Source organism: Amycolatopsis arida, from assembly GCF_900115565.1.
Taxonomy (GTDB): Bacteria; Actinomycetota; Actinomycetes; order Mycobacteriales; family Pseudonocardiaceae; genus Yuhushiella; species Yuhushiella arida.
On sequence record NZ_FOWW01000010.1, the window covers coordinates 107,754 to 124,352 of the forward strand.

Annotated in this window: 16 protein-coding genes and 1 pseudogene; 6 read left to right on the forward strand and 11 right to left on the reverse strand. The window is 73.3% G+C overall.

Going from position 1 to position 16,599, the window contains the following annotated elements; translation table 11 throughout:
- Positions 1-27: 27 nt before the first annotated feature.
- On the reverse strand, positions 28-924 hold the full coding sequence (locus tag BM051_RS23955; protein WP_092534801.1) for an esterase/lipase family protein: 897 nt from the start codon (positions 922-924) through the stop codon (positions 28-30).
- Positions 925-1,065: 141 nt separating this feature from the next.
- On the opposite strand from BM051_RS23955, the gene BM051_RS23960 reads away from it, so the two are divergent.
- Positions 1,066-1,689, forward strand: coding sequence for a TetR/AcrR family transcriptional regulator (locus BM051_RS23960; protein ID WP_092534804.1), 624 nt, complete (start codon positions 1,066-1,068; stop codon positions 1,687-1,689).
- Positions 1,690-1,799: 110 nt separating this feature from the next.
- Here BM051_RS23960 and BM051_RS23965 read toward each other — a convergent pair.
- Positions 1,800-2,695: pseudogene (locus tag BM051_RS23965) on the reverse strand (serine/threonine-protein kinase).
- 65 nt (positions 2,696-2,760) lie between these two features.
- Positions 2,761-4,539, reverse strand: coding sequence for an N-6 DNA methylase (locus BM051_RS23970; protein ID WP_092534806.1), 1,779 nt, complete (start codon positions 4,537-4,539; stop codon positions 2,761-2,763).
- Positions 4,540-4,620: 81 nt separating this feature from the next.
- Here BM051_RS23970 and BM051_RS23975 point away from each other — a divergent pair, with 81 nt between their 5' ends.
- Together BM051_RS23975 and BM051_RS23980 are read left to right on the forward strand one after the other, a co-directional pair.
- Positions 4,621-5,424 (forward strand): PP2C family protein-serine/threonine phosphatase, encoded by an 804-nt coding sequence (locus BM051_RS23975; protein ID WP_092534809.1) that lies wholly within the window; start codon positions 4,621-4,623, stop codon positions 5,422-5,424.
- A gap of 54 nt (positions 5,425-5,478) precedes the next feature.
- The gene (locus BM051_RS23980; RefSeq protein ID WP_092534812.1) at positions 5,479-6,663 is read left to right on the forward strand and encodes a saccharopine dehydrogenase family protein; all 1,185 of its coding nucleotides are present in this window, start codon (positions 5,479-5,481) and stop codon (positions 6,661-6,663) included.
- On the opposite strand, the gene BM051_RS23985 is transcribed toward BM051_RS23980, so the two are convergent.
- The 3 genes from BM051_RS23985 to BM051_RS29230 all read right to left on the reverse strand — a co-directional run bounded on the left by BM051_RS23985 (position 6,644) and on the right by BM051_RS29230 (position 9,779).
- Entirely contained in the window at positions 6,644-7,975 is a 1,332-nt protein-coding gene (locus BM051_RS23985; RefSeq protein ID WP_092534815.1) for a YjiH family protein, read from the reverse strand. The two genes, BM051_RS23980 and BM051_RS23985, sit on opposite strands and share 20 nt — an antisense overlap.
- Before the next feature lie 626 nt (positions 7,976-8,601).
- The gene (locus BM051_RS23990; RefSeq protein ID WP_092534818.1) at positions 8,602-9,456 is read right to left on the reverse strand and encodes an alpha/beta fold hydrolase; all 855 of its coding nucleotides are present in this window, start codon (positions 9,454-9,456) and stop codon (positions 8,602-8,604) included.
- A 173-nt stretch (positions 9,457-9,629) separates the two neighbouring features.
- Positions 9,630-9,779 carry a hypothetical protein gene (locus BM051_RS29230; RefSeq protein WP_166677833.1) on the reverse strand — a complete coding sequence of 50 codons (150 nt, stop codon included), beginning with the start codon at positions 9,777-9,779 and terminating at the stop codon, positions 9,630-9,632.
- A gap of 139 nt (positions 9,780-9,918) precedes the next feature.
- Here BM051_RS29230 and BM051_RS23995 point away from each other — a divergent pair, with 139 nt between their 5' ends.
- Complete coding sequence (locus BM051_RS23995; protein WP_092534821.1) at positions 9,919-10,386, forward strand: DUF4383 domain-containing protein; 468 nt, start codon at positions 9,919-9,921, stop codon at positions 10,384-10,386.
- A 6-nt stretch (positions 10,387-10,392) separates the two neighbouring features.
- Here the strand turns inward: BM051_RS23995 and BM051_RS24000 are convergent, their stop codons facing one another.
- Positions 10,393-11,718 carry a GAF domain-containing protein gene (locus BM051_RS24000; RefSeq protein ID WP_092534823.1) on the reverse strand — a complete coding sequence of 442 codons (1,326 nt, stop codon included), beginning with the start codon at positions 11,716-11,718 and terminating at the stop codon, positions 10,393-10,395.
- A gap of 165 nt (positions 11,719-11,883) precedes the next feature.
- On the opposite strand from BM051_RS24000, the gene BM051_RS24005 reads away from it, so the two are divergent.
- Together BM051_RS24005 and BM051_RS24010 are read left to right on the forward strand one after the other, a co-directional pair.
- Entirely contained in the window at positions 11,884-12,693 is an 810-nt protein-coding gene (locus tag BM051_RS24005; RefSeq protein WP_092534826.1) for an alpha/beta fold hydrolase, read from the forward strand.
- A gap of 44 nt (positions 12,694-12,737) precedes the next feature.
- Complete coding sequence (locus tag BM051_RS24010; protein WP_092535123.1) at positions 12,738-13,100, forward strand: DUF2203 domain-containing protein; 363 nt, start codon at positions 12,738-12,740, stop codon at positions 13,098-13,100.
- Between the two features lie 103 nt (positions 13,101-13,203).
- On the opposite strand, the gene BM051_RS24015 is transcribed toward BM051_RS24010, so the two are convergent.
- The 4 genes from BM051_RS24015 to BM051_RS24030 all read right to left on the reverse strand — a co-directional run bounded on the left by BM051_RS24015 (position 13,204) and on the right by BM051_RS24030 (position 16,521).
- Positions 13,204-13,542 carry a histone-like nucleoid-structuring protein Lsr2 gene (locus tag BM051_RS24015; RefSeq protein ID WP_092534829.1) on the reverse strand — a complete coding sequence of 113 codons (339 nt, stop codon included), beginning with the start codon at positions 13,540-13,542 and terminating at the stop codon, positions 13,204-13,206.
- A gap of 140 nt (positions 13,543-13,682) precedes the next feature.
- Positions 13,683-15,197: a sodium:solute symporter family protein gene (locus tag BM051_RS24020; RefSeq protein WP_092534832.1), complete on the reverse strand. Its 1,515-nt coding sequence runs from the start codon at positions 15,195-15,197 to the stop codon at positions 13,683-13,685.
- 3 nt (positions 15,198-15,200) lie between these two features.
- Positions 15,201-15,491 (reverse strand): hypothetical protein, encoded by a 291-nt coding sequence (locus BM051_RS24025; RefSeq protein ID WP_092534835.1) that lies wholly within the window; start codon positions 15,489-15,491, stop codon positions 15,201-15,203.
- Between the two features lie 241 nt (positions 15,492-15,732).
- Positions 15,733-16,521, reverse strand: a complete 789-nt coding sequence (locus tag BM051_RS24030) for an IclR family transcriptional regulator (protein WP_243859775.1) — start codon at positions 16,519-16,521, stop codon at positions 15,733-15,735.
- Positions 16,522-16,599 lie beyond the last annotated feature (78 nt).

Consider the following 16,599-nt stretch of genomic DNA (forward strand, 5'->3'; position numbering starts at 1 on the left):
ACAGCGCGGAAACAGTGCGGAAACAGTTCAGTCGCGCGACAGCGCCTTGGTGGTGATCTCGTACACGGTCGGTGAGAACGCCATCGTGATGTGGCCCGGGGTGGCCTTCGGGTTGACGTCCTGCACGGAGATGTTGTCCACGTTCGGTCCGGACAGGTAGCTGGTCTCGATCGGCGTCACGAACACGTCGTTCTTCGACGTCACCACGGTGTAGTGGACGCCCGGCACGGTCTCGGTCGGCGAGTTCAGCTCCTTGATGAACGGCGAGTCGGTGACCAGCTGGGTGCACACCTTGCACACGGTCGGCAGCAGGACCTCGTCGAAGCCCGGGATCTGCTTGGCCAGGGTGTACAACCCGGACAGCGAGGTGCCGTGGTTCGGCGGCGCCCAGGCCACGAAGTTGTGCACCTTGGCCGCGCCGCCGAGGTTCTTCAGGTAGTAGCGCGGCATGATGCCGCCCTCGGAGTGCCCGACGAGGTCCACCTGGGAGACCCCGGTGGCCGCCCGCACCTTGTCGACGAACATCGCCAGCTGCTGTGCCGAGTACTCCATCGGTTGGAACCCGCCGACGAGGTCGACCACGGGCAGCCGGATGGCGCCGTAGGTGATGGTGAAGACGCAGTAGCCCTGTGTCTTGAGGTAGGGCGCGAACGCGCTCCAGTGCCCCGCGGAGGGCGCGCTGAAGCCGTGCAGCAGGATCACCGGCCGCGGGTGCCGGGTGGTGGGCTTGCACCGCCAGTCGTTGGCGCCCAGTGGAGCCGGGGACTCGATCGCCGGCGGCACCTCGTCGGCCCGGACCGCGCCGGGCTCGACCGGAGCCGGACCGGCGGTCTGGGCGGTGGCCAGCGGGGCCGCCGCGGCACCGGTGAGCAGGGTGGCGGACAGCGCCACCACCAGCGGAACTGCGCGTAGACGGAAACGCATGGGAAGCCTCCGGGGCGTGTCGTTCGGCCACCACCGTGGCCGAGGTGCCCCGCAACCTACTGGTCGGTAGACGTACCTACAAGAAGATCTTCCAGGGAACTTGTACAGTATTGACGCCGGTCGGCGGGTACGGTGGGCGGCATGTCACGTTCGCTCACCCCCCGGTCCCGCTCCCGGCCCCGACGCGACGCGTTGCTGCGGGCCGCGGTCGAGGTGATCGCCGAGCACGGGGTCGCCGGCACGACCCACCGCGCGGTCACCGAGCGCGCCGGCGTGCCGCTGGCCACCGCGAGCTACTACTTCGACTCGATCGGCGAGCTGATCACCGAGGCACTGCGCCTGTTCGCCGAGGAGCGGGCCCGGGAGCTCGCCCCACCGGCCCGCGCCGAGGGGGACGACCCGGCGAGCCCGGAGGCGGTGGCGGCCTGGGCCAGGGACCGCTTCGTGGACGTGCCCGAGCTGCAGCGGTTGGCGTTCTTCGAGATGGTGGTCCGATCGGCCCGCTCGCCGGAGCTCGCCGAGTCCCGCCGGGTCGCGCTGGACAGCTACCGGCACGCGGCGCAGGCGGCGCTCGACGCGCTCGACGCCGGCGGCGACCCCCGGCACGCCCGCGCGTTCGTGGCCCTGCACCTGGGTTTCAGCCTGCTCCGGCTGACCGATCCGCGGGACGACGACGGCGAGCAGCTGTTCGCCGCGATGCGCGAGCTCTTCGCCGGTCAGCGCCTGGTCGAGCGGGGCGAAACCCCGGCCGGCGACGGTGGATGAGATGCACCGGGACGGCTCCGGCGACGGACTCACCGTCCTGGTGGTCATCACCGCCGCGGGCGCCGTGGTCCGCCGGCTGGCCCGCCGCTGACCGCCGGGGACAACCGTGGTCACGCGTCGAGCAGCCGGCCCGCCATGTGCGCGTACATCAGGCCGGGGCTCGGTGGCGACGGTGGCGCGAGGAACCCGGGCAACATCGGCAGCCCCACCGCCAGCGGGCGCAACCGCTCGTACAGCTCGGCGGCGCTGCCCGGCCGCCGCTCGGGGTCCTTCGCGAGCAGCGCCCGGATCAGCTCGGCCAGCTCGGCCGACACCCCGGGCACCGGCGGGGGCTCCTCGTTCACCTGCCGCTCGAAGATGGCGTACGCCGTGGGGCCGCTGAACAGCTGCCGCCCGGTCAGCATCTCGTGCAGCACGCAGCCGAGCGCGTACAGGTCGCTGCGCGGCTCGGCCACGCCGCGCCGGATCTGCTCCGGCGCCATGTACGCCGGCGTGCCCAGGATCTGCCCGGCCCTGGTGAACCGCGCGACATCGGACTCCCGCAGCATCGCCAGCCCGAAGTCGAGCACCTTCACGCTGCCGTCGGGGCACAGCATCAGGTTCGTCGGCTTGAGGTCGCGGTGGCAGATCCCGAGCTGGTGCGCCGCGGCGAGCACGGCACACGCCTGCGCGGTGATCGCGGCGGCCCACGCACCGGCAGTGGCCCGTGCTCGCTCACCAGGTCGGCCACGGTGAGCCCGTCGATGAACTGCATCACCTGGAACAGCCGCTGGTCGACGGTGCCGAAGTCGTACAGCACCGGCGCGCCCGGATGCTCCAGCCTGGCGAGAATGTGCGCCTCCCGCACGAACCGACGGGTCAACTCGTCGTCGGGACCGCCGGGCAGCTGGAGGAACTTCACCGCGACCCGGCGGCCGAGGTGCTGGTCGTGCCCGCGGTGCACCGCCCCCATCCCGCCCCGTCCCAGGGGAAGCTCCTCGAGCTCGTACCGGTCGGCGATGAGCATCCGGCCTCCCTCCCCGGGTGCGTGCCCGGCCCCACCGTTCCGCACCGTGCCCCACCGTGGACGTCTCACCGTGGCCGCAGGGCGCCGGTGATCAGCCCGTCGAAGCCTAGCCGCACCACCCGCTCGCCCAGCTCGGCCGCCTCCTGCAGGCCGTCCGACAGCACGACCAGCTCGCGGAACGCCCTGCCGTACCGCCGTTGCTCGGCAAGGCCGAGCCGGGGCAGTCGGGTGCGCCGCACGTCGATCCGGGTGGACGCGGTGTGCGGCCGCGGGGCGGTGCGCAGCACGCCGGCGAGGAAGTCCGGGTCGAGCCGGGCGGGGTCGACGCGCACCCGGATCAGCCCCGGCCCGAGGAACGCCGGCGCGGTGGCCACCCTGGCCAGCCCGGCCGGCGACGCCACCACGTCACCGGGACGCACCTCGACCAGCCCGGTGGCGTCCGCGGCGCGCTCGCCGGGCGGGCGCCCCGCGGCGAGGTCGTCGGCGGTCAGCACCGGGTGCGGGCCCCCGCCGGTGCCGACCCGGGCCGGGGCGTGCCGGATCGTCAGCAGCCCCGCCTTGGCGAGTTCCCCGACCGTGATGCCGGGGACGTCGCCGGCCGGTTCGGCCACCCCGAGGTCCGGTGCCACCAGCGCGGTGCCGCGCAGCCGGCGGGCCGCCGCGTGGTACTCGTCGGCCACCGCGGGGCCGCCGCGCCGGCGGTGCCGCGCCGGGCTCACGTCGATGTGGTCGTCGAGCAGGTCGACGATGCGCAACGCCGGCTCGGCCGCCGGCTCGGCCAGGTGGGCTCGCCAGGCCGGGAGCACCGCGGCCGGGTCGTCGGCGGCGTCGAGCAGGAGCAGGTGCGCTGGCGGCGGGTCGCCGGGTGCGGGCCGGCGCAGCACCCAGAGGTCGGGACCCGCCGCGCCGAGGGTCACCACGGCCCGCAGCGCGCCGGCCCGCAGCAGGTTGCCGCGGATCCGCCGGCCGGAGCGGCGGCTCGCCGCCACCGGTGGCATCAGGATCGCGACCAGTCCACCCGGGCGGACGTGCGCCAGGCAGTGCTGCGCCCACGCCAGTTCCGGCTCACCGCGCGGGGGCACGCCGTGGACCCACCGCGGGTCGGAGGTCAGCTCGGCGAAGCCCCAGCCCCGCTCGTGGAACGGCGGGTCGCACACCACGGTGTCGACCTCGACGTCGGCGAAGGCGTCGGCGCGCAGCGAGTCGGCGGCGACGATGTCGGCGTCCCGCTCGCGCAGCCGCAGCCGCACCGTGGCGATTCCGGCGGCGACACCGTCCACCTCCTGGCCCAGCACCCGCCCTGCCGGGGCGCGCAGCAGCAGCGTGCCGGTGCCGCACGCGGGGTCGAGGACGGTGGCGCCGGGCGAGCAGACCAGGCCGGCCATGATATCGGCGACGGCCGGGTCGGTGGCGCCGAGCCGCCGCGGGTGGCTCTCGGCGTAGCGCTGGTAGAGGAACTCGAAGCCGTCGGCGGGTCCGCGCTCGGCGGCCAGCTCGTCGAGCAGCCGCGGCAGCTCGGGGTCGGGCCAGTCCGCGGTGCCGACGCCGGCGAGCAGCGCCTCCCCCGCCCGCAGCACGAGCTCGCCCAGCCGCAGGTCACCGCCGGTGGCGCGGAGCCGCTGCCAGGCCCGCTCCGCCGCCGACAGCTCGTAGCGCTTGCCGTTGCGGCGCAGCCACTCCTCGACCTCGGCCAGCGAGAACAGCGGGCTCGAGGCGGTGCCACCGACCGGGCGCGGGAAGTCGGCGTAGCGCCGCCGCCAGTTGCTGACCGCCGCGCGCCCGACGTCGACCAGCCTGGCGATGTCGCCCGCGCTGACGGTGGATTCGACGGAGTCGACGTCCATATGGAACACAATAAGGCAATAACACACGCGATCACAGCCGCCTTGATTGTGAACTCGATAAACAGCTGGTTTACTGCTGGCATGACACACGACCTTCCTTCACCCGCGCTGGGGTTCTCCCCGGCCGTGCTGGCCGACCCCGGCCGGCGCCTGACCCGCAACGAGGACTCCGCCTACGGCAGCGTCCGGCTGCTCGCCGTCGCCGACGGCATCGGTGGCCAACCACATGGGGAGGTGGCCAGCGCCGTCGCGATCGCCGCCGTCCGGGACGCCGACCGGCGCCTGCCCGCCGACCCGGGCGACGACACCACCGCGCTGTCCGGCCTGGTGTCCGACATCGCCCGCCGGCTGGCCGCGGCCGCGGACGAGGACGAGCGGCTGCGCGGAATGGGCACCACGCTCACCGCGCTGCTGTGCACCGGCACCGAGATCGTGCTCGCGCACGTCGGTGACTCGCGGGGCTACCTGCTGCGGGACGGGGCACTGCGTCGGATCACCACCGACCACACGCTGGTGGAGGAGCTGATCCGCGGCGGTCAGCTGCCGGCCGAGCAGGCCGGGACGCACCCGCGGCGGTCGGTGCTGCTGCGCGCGCTGCAGACCGGCGCCGCGCCGGACGCCGACCTGAGCCGCGTCGACGCCCGCGCCGGTGACCGGGTGCTGCTCTGCTCCGACGGCATCACCTGCGTGCTGCCCGACGACGTGCTGCGCGACGTGCTCGCCGGCCACCGGGCCCCGCACGACGCCGCGCGCCGGCTCGTCGAGCTGGCCAACGACCGGGGTGGACCGGACAACATCGCCTGCACGGTGGCCGACCTGCGGGTCGCCCCCGCTCCGGTGACCCCGCTGGTGGCCGGCGCCGCCGTCGAGACGCCGGCCGGCTGAGCCGGCCCTACCATGCGGATGGTGCCGACGTCGTCGGCGGAGAGGAGCTGTCGCATGTCCCCGGGTCGCGACCACGACGTCGTCCTGTTCGGCGCCACCGGGTTCACCGGCCGGCTGACCGCGGAGCACCTCGCCCGGGCCATGCCCGCCGGCGGGCGGTGGGCACTGGCCGGACGCGACCGCGGTCGACTCGCCGAGGTGCGCGACCGGCTCGCCGCGATCGACCCCCGCCACGCCGACCTGCCGCTGCTGCCCGCCGACGTCACCGACCCCGACTCGCTGCGCGCGTTGGCCGGGTCGGCGAAGGTCGTGATCACCACGGTCGGCCCGTACCTGCGCCACGGCGAGCCGCTGGTGGCGGCCTGCGCCAAGGCCGGCACCGACTACGTCGACCTCACCGGCGAGCCGGAGTTCGTCGACCGGACCTACCTCCGACATCACGAGACGGCGCGCGACACCGGAGCGCGCCTGGTGCACGCCTGCGGGTTCGACTCCATTCCCTACGACCTCGGCACCTACTTCACGGTCCGGCAGCTTCCCGAGGGCGTGCCGCTGACCGTCGAGGCCGTGCTGCGAGGCGAGGGGGAGCTGTCCGGCGGCACCTACGCCTCGGCGCTCACCGCGTTCTCCCGGCCGCTCGGCATGCTCCGCGCCGCGCGCGAGCGGCGCCGGGTCGAGCCGCGCCCTGCCGACCGCGCGGTGCACACGCCGCTCGGCCCGCCCCGGCGCGACCCCTCCACCGGACGCTGGCTGGTGCCGATGCCGACCATCGACCCTCAGGTCGTCGCCCGCTCCGCGGCGGCGCTCGACGGATACGGGCCGGACTTCACCTACCGGCAGTACCTCTCGGTGCGGCGGCTGCCGACGGTGGTGGCCGGCGGCCTGGGGTTGGCCACGCTCGCGGTGCTGGCGCAGATCCCGCCGGCCCGTGCCGCGCTCGGCCGGCTTCGCCCGCCGGGAGCGGGGCCGGACGAGCGGCGGCGGGCGGAGTCGTGGTTCTCGCTGCGGTTCACCGGGCGCGGCGGTGGCCGGGAGGTGGTCACCGAGTTCGCCGGTGGTGATCCCGGGTACGCCGAGACCGCGCGGATGCTCGGCGAGTCGGCCCTGTGCCTCGCCTTCGACGACCTTCCGGAGACCGCCGGCCAGCTCACCACCGCCGCGGCCATGGGCGAGGCGCTGCTCGACCGGTTGCGCCGGGCCGGGCTGACGATCCGGGTGGTCAGAACAGCAGGTGGGTGAGCGCGGCCAACAACGGGATGCTGAGCAGGGTCCGCAGCACGAACAGCACGAGGCAGTGCCACAGCCGCACCGGCAGCTCCAGCGAGAGCAGCAGGGGGATCGTCGCGCTGAAGAAGAAGATCTGGGTCAGCGACAGCGCCGCGACGAAGAACTTCGCCGGTAGCGCGGCGCCGGTGGCCAGCAGCGCGGGCAGGAACATCTCGCTGATGCCGATCACCGTGGACTGGGCCACGGTGGCGCTGTCCGGGATGCCCAGCAGCGCGATCAGCGGTTCGACGGGGGCGGCGAGCCACTGGAACACCGGGGTGTGCTCGGCGACGAGGATCGCCAGCACGCCGACGGTGAGGATCGCCGGCAGGACCACCATCGCCAGGCGCAGGCCGTCGACCAGGCCGCGACCGGACTCCCTGGCCACCGACCCGGACTCCACCGCCCGCTGCCGGCCGGCGCGCAGCGCGGCGCGCCACAGCCCGCCGGTGACCGCCGGCTCGCGCACCGGCGTGCCCACGTAGTCGTCGGGAATCCGGGACAGTGGCGGGATCCGGCAGAGGATCGCGGCGAGCACGAGGGTCAGCGCGGAGACCACGAGCACCAGCAGGCCGAAGTAGGGCAGCAGGTCCAGAGTGGACGCCACCACGGCGAAGAAGCCGAGGCTGACCGTGGAGAAGCAGGTGGCGATGACCACCGCCTCGCGGGCCGAGTAGCGCGACTCCAGGTACATCTTGTTGGTGACGTACAGGCCGACCGAGTAGCTGCCGACGTAGGAGGCGATGGCGTCCAGCGCCGCGCGGCCGGGCACCCGGAACAGCGGGCGCATCACCGGGCGGGCCAGGGTGCCGACCAGCTCCAGGCCGCCGAACGCGACGAACAGCGTGATGAACAGGGCGCCGATGGGCACGATCACCGCGACCGAGGCCACCAGCGTGCCGAACATCAGCCCACCGACCCCCGGGTCCAGCAGCGCGGCCGGGCCGGTGCCGGTGACGATGAGGATCGCCAGCGCCGCGCCGATCACCCGCAGCACGATCATCAACCACGAGGAGCGGAACGCCGCCACGAACGGGTAACGGCGTCCGGGCGGGCCGTAGGCGGCGACGGTGAGCAGCAGGGCGCCGACGATCAGGGCGAGGGAGTAGTACCGCACCAGGGTGGGCAGCTCCCGGGTGACGGTGCTGACGACGATGTCGAAGGGGACCGTCCACTTTCCCTGCCAGCGGACCGGCAGCAGGAAGAACAGCGCGCCGCCGAACGTGGCGAGCGCCAGCCGGAGCAGACCGGATCGGTTGGTTGAGGAGGACGTCGTGGCCGACATGGCGCACTCACCTGCCTCTCGGGGTCGGAGGTGGCCGGAGAGTGGGCCGGCCACCGGGTGGAGAGTTCGCTCATTCCACCCCCGGCACGGCGGCGGGTGTAGCCGGGCGACGGGGAATGTGTCTGGTATCCCAGACGACCATCCTGCATGGTGAAACGATCCCCGCCGTTGGTGACCACCGCACGACGCGCCGTGGTGGGAGCGGTGAGTTCTCCGGCAGGTCCGTCCCAGGTGGACGGCGGCTCGGGCCGCCGACACGCGCGGCGGACACACTGTTCCCGCGCCTCCTGCCCGCGGTCCGGCATGACGCGGTGACGATCACCGTGCCGTGCCCGCGTGAGCGAGTTCGTCGGATGCGACAACCTCTCAGCGCACCGCGGGAGCGAGGTCTTCGACTGGTGCGCCGTCCACGACGTCGTGCGGGCACTCATCCCGGCCAACGCCTCGTGGCCGAGTCGGATCGAGGCGCGCACGCGGGCCGCACGCGAGTTCAGGCGGCACCACAACTCGCGACCACGCGACCCTCGGCAACGTCCCGGCCGCGAAAGTCGTGCACCCGACGTCGCAGGACTCGACAAATGAATCAGGAGCGCGGTGCGGTCCGCAGATGGGTGATCAACGATCGACTACGGCGCGAGCATCGCCGCGGCGACCTCGTCGACCGCCGCGTCGGGGATCGCGGTCGCGACCTGTTCGAGTACGAGCAGCCGCGCGCCAGGAATCTCGCGCGCGAGCGCCTCGCCGTTGCCGACCGGGAAGAACGGATCGCGACGACCGTGCACCACGAGCACCGGTATCGCGATCTCGGGCAGGCGCTCCCGCCAGCGCGGCGTACAGTCGAGCTTGGCGAACACCATGCCCATCTGGTTGGCCATCTGGACCGCGGGCTCCGCGCCCGGCGTGCGGTCGAAGATGCGCTCGGCGGTCGCGCGCGCCGCGACGGGGTCGTCGCCGAGGATCTCCGCACCGGCGGCGGAGAACGCCGCCACGGAAGCGCGGTCGGACCAGTCGGGCATCGGGAGCGCGAACCACCGGTCCATCGTCGCCGCGTCGTGGTCGGGCAGGTCGTCGTCGACCGGGCCCGGTGCGACGGGCCGCGTCCCGACGAGGGTGAGTGCCGAGAACGCGTCCGAGTGGTCGAGCGCGGCGACCTGGGCGACCATCCCGCCGACGCCGATGCCCGCCAGGTGCGCCGGCCGGTCGTCGAGTGCGCGGGCGAGCGCGGCGGCGTCGGCGGCGAGGTCGCGCAGCGTGTACCCCGGCGCCTCGGGGTCGACGGTCGTCGACGCGCCGGAGTCGCGCAGGTCGTAGCGCACGACGTGACGTCCGCCGCGAGCGAGCGCCTCGCAGAGCGCGTCGGGCCAGGAGTGCATGGTCGTGCCGCCCGCGAGCAGCACGAGGGGCGCCGCCGCATCGCCGAAGTGCTCGACCCCGAGCGTGACGCCGTCGGGCGTGCGGAACGAGTGGACCGTCGAACGCATGTCAACCTCCAGGACAGCCGCCTCACCGCGGCACACGCTACGCGCGAGACGTCGCCCGCGGCCTCGGCACCAGCTCCAACTCAGCTCCGACTCAGGGAGTCGGCCAGAGCGCTGCGGTCCTCGCCGGCCAGCTCGAGCACCAGGGGGCCTTGGTGGCACGACAGCCCGGGATGCTAGGTGCGGTCGTCGTCGCGGGCGCGGTCGGGCCCGTCGACCCCACGGTCGTCCCGGCGTTGCTCGACCTTCTCCTCGGCGTGCTCGCCGACGTCCCTGCTGCCCTCGGCGGGGTCGGACGGATGCTCGCCGCGCACTCGGTCGGCCATCCCCGCTCCTCCTCGTGTCCCTCGTCCGGCGGGTGATCGCCGTTCGGATGCCCCCGAACGGCGGCCGGGAAACCGCGTTTGCCCTGCCGGGCGGCGGGTACCTCGGAAGGCGCGACACACGAGGAGTCCGGGAGCGGCGATGACGGCACTCAAGCGCTTCTACACCCGCGGCGAGGCCCCCGAGGCCGGTTTCGCCCGCACCGCCACCCTGGCCGTGGCGGCGGTGTTCCTCCTGGTCGGGATTCTCGGGTTCGTGCCGCTGGCCAACACCGACTTCGACCAGCTCGCGTTCGCCGGCCCGCACTCCGACGCCAAGCTGCTCGGCTTGTTCACCGTCTCGGTGCTGCACAACGCCGTCCACCTGCTGTTCGCCGTGGCCGGCTTCGTCATGGCGCGCACCGGTCGGCTGGCCAGGGCCTACCTGCTCGGCGGCGGCGCGGTGTACCTGGGGCTGTGGCTGTACGGCCTGGTCGTCGACGAGCACAGCTGGGCGAACTTCGTCCCGGTCAATGACGCCGACGACTGGCTGCACCTCGGCCTGGCCGCGGGCATGCTCCTGCTCGGCTGGTTCGCCGCGCCCGGCGTCCGGGAGAGGCGACTCCCGTAGGCCCGATCACCCGGAACGCCAGCGACGGATCGCCGCGGCGTCCCCGCTGGCCAGCACCCGCCGGGCCACCCGCTCGTGCAACCGCTCCCGCAACGCCACCACGCCGGGCGCCCGCGAGTACGGCAGCAGCGGTCCCCGGTACCGCTCGAGCAGCTCGGCGACCGGCGCGTCAACCACCTCCCGCTCCAGGTCGAGGAAGTCGGCGCGGCTCTCCCCCACGATCCGGTACGGCTCGGACGCCAACCGCCGCCCGAGCACCGCCCGCAGCCGGGTCAGCTCGGCGCGCAACGTCACCGCCCGCCCGGCGGGCCCGTACACCGCGGGGCACAGCTCGCGCGCCGGCATCCCCTCCGGGTGGGCCAACAGGATCGCGACGATGTCGCTGTGCCGGCCGCGCAGGTCGTGCGGCGCCCCGGCGAGCACGAGCCGCGCGGTGTGCCGCCCCAACCCGGCGAACCCCACGGGCAGGCCGGCCCGGTCCACCGACCGGTCGGCGACCAGCAGGTAGGGCCCCGCCGCCGCCAGCCGCTCCACGACCACCGGCCGCCCGTCGTCGAGCACCTGGTCGCCCTGCCGGGGCGGAGCGACCCGGCGGGGCAGCCACCCGGTCGGGTTGGCCAGCAACACCGCCCCGTCGGCGGCGACCAGCGCCGCGTGCGCCCCCACCAACCGGGACAGCCGGCTGGCGTAACGCTCCCGGCTCCTGGCGAGCTCCCGCAGCCGGATCCCGCGCAACTGCGCCTCCGCCAGCCGCGCCGACGTCACCAGCAACGACATGACCATCGCCTCGTGCTGCTGGCGGCGGCAGGTCAGGTTCAGCACACCGAGCACGTCGCCGCCCGTGGGATCACGGATCGGCACGGCCGTGCAGGTGTAGTCGACGGCCGCGGACAGGAAGTGCTCGGCGCCGCGCACCTGGAACGGCCGGCGCAGCGCCAGCGCCGTGCCGACCCCGCTGGTCCCGGCGGCCGCCTCGCTCCACAGCGCCCCGGGCAGCAGGTGCGCCCGCTCGGCCCGGACCAGGCTCGCCGGCTCGCCGTTCAGCCACAGCAGGTGGCCCTCGGCGTCGCTGAGGAACAGCAGGTTCGCCGGGTCGGCGGTCACCCCGAGCAGGCTGTTGCGCAGCACCGGCCAGACCGCCGCCAGCGGGTGGCCGTCCCGCCGCTCCCGGACGTCGTCCTCGCCGAGCGGCACCGGCGGCAGGTACGCGTCCGGCCGCAGCCCATGCCGCCGGGCCCGCGACCAGGATTCCCCGATGGGCGGCCGGACACCCCGCGGCGGCTCTCCGGCCAGCATCCGTTCGCGGGCGCGGAGGGTGTCCCAGTCGTTCACCCGGACATCTTCCGCCGCGGGCGGCGGCGGGTCCACACCCGAGGCAACCCTCGGGCAACCCCCTCCCGACCCGCCCGCGAGCCCACCACCCCGGCGCACACTTCCCGCACGATCGTCGCGCCAGCACAGGAACGAGCAGGAACGAAGCAGGAACGAGGAGGAGCCGTGCCGTATCTCGAGCTGCCGGACGGAACCCCGCTGTACTACGAGGACCAGGGCGTCGGTCGGCCGGTGGTGCTCATCCACGGGTGGACGATGAACGGCACGTTCTGGGCGGACACGGCTCCCCCGCTCGCGGAGCACAACCGGGTGATCACCGTCGACCTGCGCGGGCACGGCCGCTCGGGCAAGACCTCGGCGGCACACACCCTCGCGCTCTACGCCGCCGACGTCCGGCACCTGCTGCGGGCGCTGGACCTCGACGACGCCTGCCTCGTCGGCTGGTCGATGGGCACCGCGGTCATCCTGACCTACGTCCGCGACTTCGGCTGCGAGCGGCTGCGCTCGGTGGGGTTCGTGGACCAGTCGCCGTGCTTCCTCGACCGGCCGGGCTGGGACTTCCCGCTGCTCGGCGGTTACTCGACCACCGACCTCGCGTTGTTCGCGCAGGGGCTGCGCCACGCCCGCCCCTCGGTGATCAAGCCGTTCATCGAGGCGTGCTTCGCCGAGCCACCCTCGGCCGACGTGGTGGACGCGATCTACGCCGAGACCACGCAAACGCCGACGGACACGGCACTGGCGATCTGGATGGACATGGCGCACGCCGACCTGCGCCCGGTGCTGCCCGACGTCACCGTGCCCGCGTTGTTGGTCTACGGCGAGCGGAGCAAGGTGTTCCCCGGCGACCTGGCCGGCTGGCTGGCCGGTCGGCTGCCGGACGCGCGGGTCGCCCGGTTCGCCGGCAGCGGGCACGCCCCGTTCGCCGAGGAGCCCGAGGAGTTCACCGCGACGCTGCGCGGTTTCCTCGCCGAGTGAGGGACCGTGCCGGCACCGGGACACCCCGTGCCAAGCTGGGGGTGATGGGACTGTTCACGGTGGCCGAGGCGCGGGCCGAGCTGACCCGGCTGCGGCCGGTGCTCGACGAGATCGTGACCGTGCGGGCCGACGCGGCGGAGCTGGCCGCGTCCCTCGCCCCGGACGGGGCGCCGAGCCCGCTGGGTGGGTTGCCCGAGTTCAAGGGCGCGCAGGCCCGACTCGACGACCTGCTCGGCGAGGTGCAGCGGACGGGAGCGGAGCTGAAGGGCTTCGCGCCGCTGCTGGTGGACTTTCCCGCCGAGCTCGACGGCGTCCCGGTGCTGCTGTGCTGGCTGGAGGGTGACGCCGAGCTCGCCTGGTACCACCGGGCCGACCTCGGCTTCGCCGGCCGCCGCCCGCTCCCCTGACCGACTCCGCCGGTCAGCGCACACCGACCGATCCCGGCACCTTCCGCGCCGGGGCCTCGGGCGTCCGGCGCGGCGCGACCGTCGCGCGCCGCGCCGGAGCCCATCACCGCCTGCGGTGGTAGGCCTCGACCACCTCGCTCGGGATGCGGCCACGATCGGAGATCTCGAACCCGTTCTTGCGGGCCCAGGCGCGGATGGCCTGGTTCTGCTCCCGATCCGCCGTGGACCGCTCCGCGGTCACCGACCTGCGCCCCGAGCGCTTGCGCCCGCCAACCCGGCGAGCGTGCTCGACGTACTGCGCCAGGCTGTCCCGCAACTCCTCGGCGTTCTCCGCCGAGAGGTCGATCTCGTAGGACACCCCGTCCAACATGAATTCGACGGTTTCGTCTGCCTCGGAACCGTCGAGGTCGTCCACCAGGGACACCAGAACCTGCTGCGCCATCCTCGCCTCGCCACTCGATCTCACGGTAAACGCTTACGGCATACCGGCCGACGGAATCATCCGCGGCACGGTCGTACCCGAAGCATACATTTCCCGATTTCGGTTCCGTCAGGAGGTGGCCCAACGGTAATGAGGAAATTTCACGTGGCCGATCCGGCGCCCGCGGGTGCCGGATCGTCTCCCCGGGCGGCCGCCGGGCCGGTGGGCCGGGGCAACAGCGAGCCGGCCATGCAAATCGCCAGGTTGAGCGCCAGGCCGTAAATCCCGCCGTGGATTCCGAGCACCGTCTTGACCCCGGTAATCGTCATCGTGCCGGCCAGCGCCGCCCCAGCCGCCATGCCCCAGAACACCGGCCACCCGGCGAGCCGTTTCCAGTACAGGCCGAGCACGAATGCCGGGGCCAGCTGCACGAGTAGTTCAATTTTCAACACGAAGATGCCGACCAGGGTGCCCGGTGGGTACCACGCCAGCACCAGCAGGCCGAACACCACGGCGATCCCGACCAGCTTCCCGACCATCACCTGCCGGTACTCGCCAATCTCCCGCCGCAGGTACCGATCCACCACGTCCTTGGACACGATCGAGGACAGGCTCAGCAACGCGGAGTCCGCGGTCGACACGATTGCCGCGACCACCCCACCGAACAGCAGCACCATCGCCGCGTAGAACAGCGGGTTCACCCCGGCGACCTCGTTGGCGATCATGCCGACCAGCCGCTCCGAGTCGTCGTCGGACAACCCGGGGAACAGCCGGATGCCGAGCATGCCGATGAAGAACACCGCGCCCGCGGTGATCAGCGGCATCCACACCAACCGCCGCAGCGAACGCTTGAGCACACGTTCGCTCCTGGCCGAGTAGATGCGCTGCACGGCGTGCGGATAGAACACCACGCCGATGCCCACCATGACGACCATGGACAACCAGTTGACCGACACCTCCAGCGGCGGCACGGCGATCGCCGACGGTTCGTTCTCCGCCAGATAACGCGTCGTGTCGGCCACCGATCCGCCGGTCAGGTACAGCGCCCCGCCGAGCAGCACACCGACCCCGACCAGCAACGCGATGCCCTGCATCACGTCGGTCAGCGCCACCGCGCGCATGCCGCCCATCCAGGAATAGGCCAGCATCACGCAGACGAAAGCCGCGACACCGATTTGGTAGGGAACCGTGTCCCCGGTGAGCCCGGAGATGGCGTGCCCCATCGCGATGAGCTGTTCGAGCAGGTAGCTGGCCAGCCCCCAGAGCATGAGCAGGGTGGCCAGCAGCGCCACCGCCGGCGTGTCGAACCGGTGCCGCACCCAGTCGGTGGGCGTGATGAACGAGTGCTTTTTCGCCAGCACGTACAGTCGCGGCGCGAACAGCAGGTACCCGGCGACCACCACGATGAAGAAGGTGACCGACTGCCACCAGGAGAAACCGGTGCGGTACGCCTGGGGCGCGTACCCGATGACGGTGTTGCCGCTGTACTGGGTGGCGTAGAGGGTGAAGAACAGCACCAGCACGCCGAGGTTGCCGCCGGCGAGGTAGTAGCCCTTCATGTCCCGCCGGGCGCCCCCACCACGCCGGCCGGTGACGTACCCGATGAGCAGCATGATCACGGCGTAGCCGACCAGCACCACGATGCCGGCGGCACCACCGAAGGCCAGCGTGTCCACCGGTCAGTCCGTCCCCGCCGGCCGGTCCCCGGCTTCCCCGGCCTGCCCGGCTTCCTCGGTGTCCTCCGCCAGGTTCCACCGCCGGGACAGCACCCAGGTCAGGTAGCCGCACAGGACCACCGACGAGCCCATCGCGACCAGTGTCCACAGTGGCAGGCCGAGCACGATCGGGCCGATCGTGCCGGCGGGCAGGTACCAGGGAACGCCGACCAGGACGATCACCGCGAGGCCCAGCCAGATCCACGGATTCCGGATCGGCTCCCGCGGCCGGGCGCGATCAGCAGGCACCGCCACACCGAGCTCCTTCGGTCGGGACAGCCGGAGCGGGCGCCGAGCGGAGCCGCCACCCTCCAGGGCGCCGCCACCTCGCGCGCCACGCCACCGCGCGACGACTCGCCGGCCCGACATGTGAGTCAAGCTACCAGAATGTAGGGCCCATCTTGACCGTCCGTACGGCCTGCGTCAAGTCCGAGCCGACCGCCCTTCACTGTCCACACTGTGGACACCAGCCCCGCGAGGCTCCACCGGCCCGGCGCTACCGTGCCGGCATCCGGGTCGCCCGGTGGCCGAGCAACTCCGAGGCTCGGCGCCCCGCGCCGACCACGACCGGGGCCAGCCGCTCGGCGACCTCGGGGGTGAACCGCTGGACGGGCGCGCCGATGCCGATCGCGGCGGCGATCCCACCGTCCATGCCGAACACCGGGGCGCTCACCGACCCCGCGCCGGGGTCGCGCTCCTCGAAGGTCGCCGCGTACCCGACCTCCCGGGTCCGCGCCACCTCCCGGCGCAGCTCCTCGGCCTCGACCTGCCGGCCGCCCTCCACCGGTCGCAGGCCGTGGCGAAGCGCGGCGGCCCAGGCGTCGGGGTCGTAGGCGAGGAACACCTTGCCGGCGGAGCCGACGTGCAGCGGCATCACCATGCCGACCATGAACCGGCGGACTACGAGGTGCCGCACCTCGGACAGCGCGACGATGGTGCGGTACGGCCCGTCCCGCACCTGCAGGTAAGCGGTCTCCCCCGCGGCGTCCCGCAGCTCGTCCAGCACCGGGCGGGTGACCTGCACCAGGTCCATGCCATAGGTGCCCGGAGCGGCCCAGCGGACCAGGCCCAGCCCGATCCGGTAGAGGTCCCCGTCCCGGTCCAGGAAGCCCTCGTGCACCAGGTTCTGCACCAGCCGCTGGCAGGTGCTGGCCGGGAGCCCGGTGCGCAGGGCGATCTGTCGCAGCCCCAGCTCGGGCTCGTCCAGGGTGAAGCACTCCAGGATCTGCCGGACCTTGCGCAGCACGAGCACGGGGCGCGCCGAGGAGGCGGAGGCTCGGGTCACCGGATCGCTCCTCGTTCCCACGGTCGGCGCCACAGTACCGACCAGCGTACCACTATGTGGGAGGATGGTCGGGGGCTG

What these genes read in the sequence shown, in the direction of transcription:
- BM051_RS23955 (WP_092534801.1), bottom strand. Translation starts at nt 924, where the DNA reads ATGCGTTTCCGTCTACGCGCAGTTCCGCTGGTGGTGGCGCTGTCCGCC.
- BM051_RS23960 (WP_092534804.1), top strand. Translation starts at nt 1,066, where the DNA reads ATGTCACGTTCGCTCACCCCCCGGTCCCGCTCCCGGCCCCGACGCGAC.
- BM051_RS23970 (WP_092534806.1), bottom strand. Translation starts at nt 4,539, where the DNA reads ATGGACGTCGACTCCGTCGAATCCACCGTCAGCGCGGGCGACATCGCC.
- BM051_RS23975 (WP_092534809.1), top strand. Translation starts at nt 4,621, where the DNA reads ATGACACACGACCTTCCTTCACCCGCGCTGGGGTTCTCCCCGGCCGTG.
- BM051_RS23980 (WP_092534812.1), top strand. Translation starts at nt 5,479, where the DNA reads ATGTCCCCGGGTCGCGACCACGACGTCGTCCTGTTCGGCGCCACCGGG.
- BM051_RS23985 (WP_092534815.1), bottom strand. Translation starts at nt 7,975, where the DNA reads ATGTCGGCCACGACGTCCTCCTCAACCAACCGATCCGGTCTGCTCCGG.
- BM051_RS23990 (WP_092534818.1), bottom strand. Translation starts at nt 9,456, where the DNA reads ATGCGTTCGACGGTCCACTCGTTCCGCACGCCCGACGGCGTCACGCTC.
- BM051_RS29230 (WP_166677833.1), bottom strand. Translation starts at nt 9,779, where the DNA reads ATGGCCGACCGAGTGCGCGGCGAGCATCCGTCCGACCCCGCCGAGGGC.
- BM051_RS23995 (WP_092534821.1), top strand. Translation starts at nt 9,919, where the DNA reads ATGACGGCACTCAAGCGCTTCTACACCCGCGGCGAGGCCCCCGAGGCC.
- BM051_RS24010 (WP_092535123.1), top strand. Translation starts at nt 12,738, where the DNA reads ATGGGACTGTTCACGGTGGCCGAGGCGCGGGCCGAGCTGACCCGGCTG.
- BM051_RS24015 (WP_092534829.1), bottom strand. Translation starts at nt 13,542, where the DNA reads ATGGCGCAGCAGGTTCTGGTGTCCCTGGTGGACGACCTCGACGGTTCC.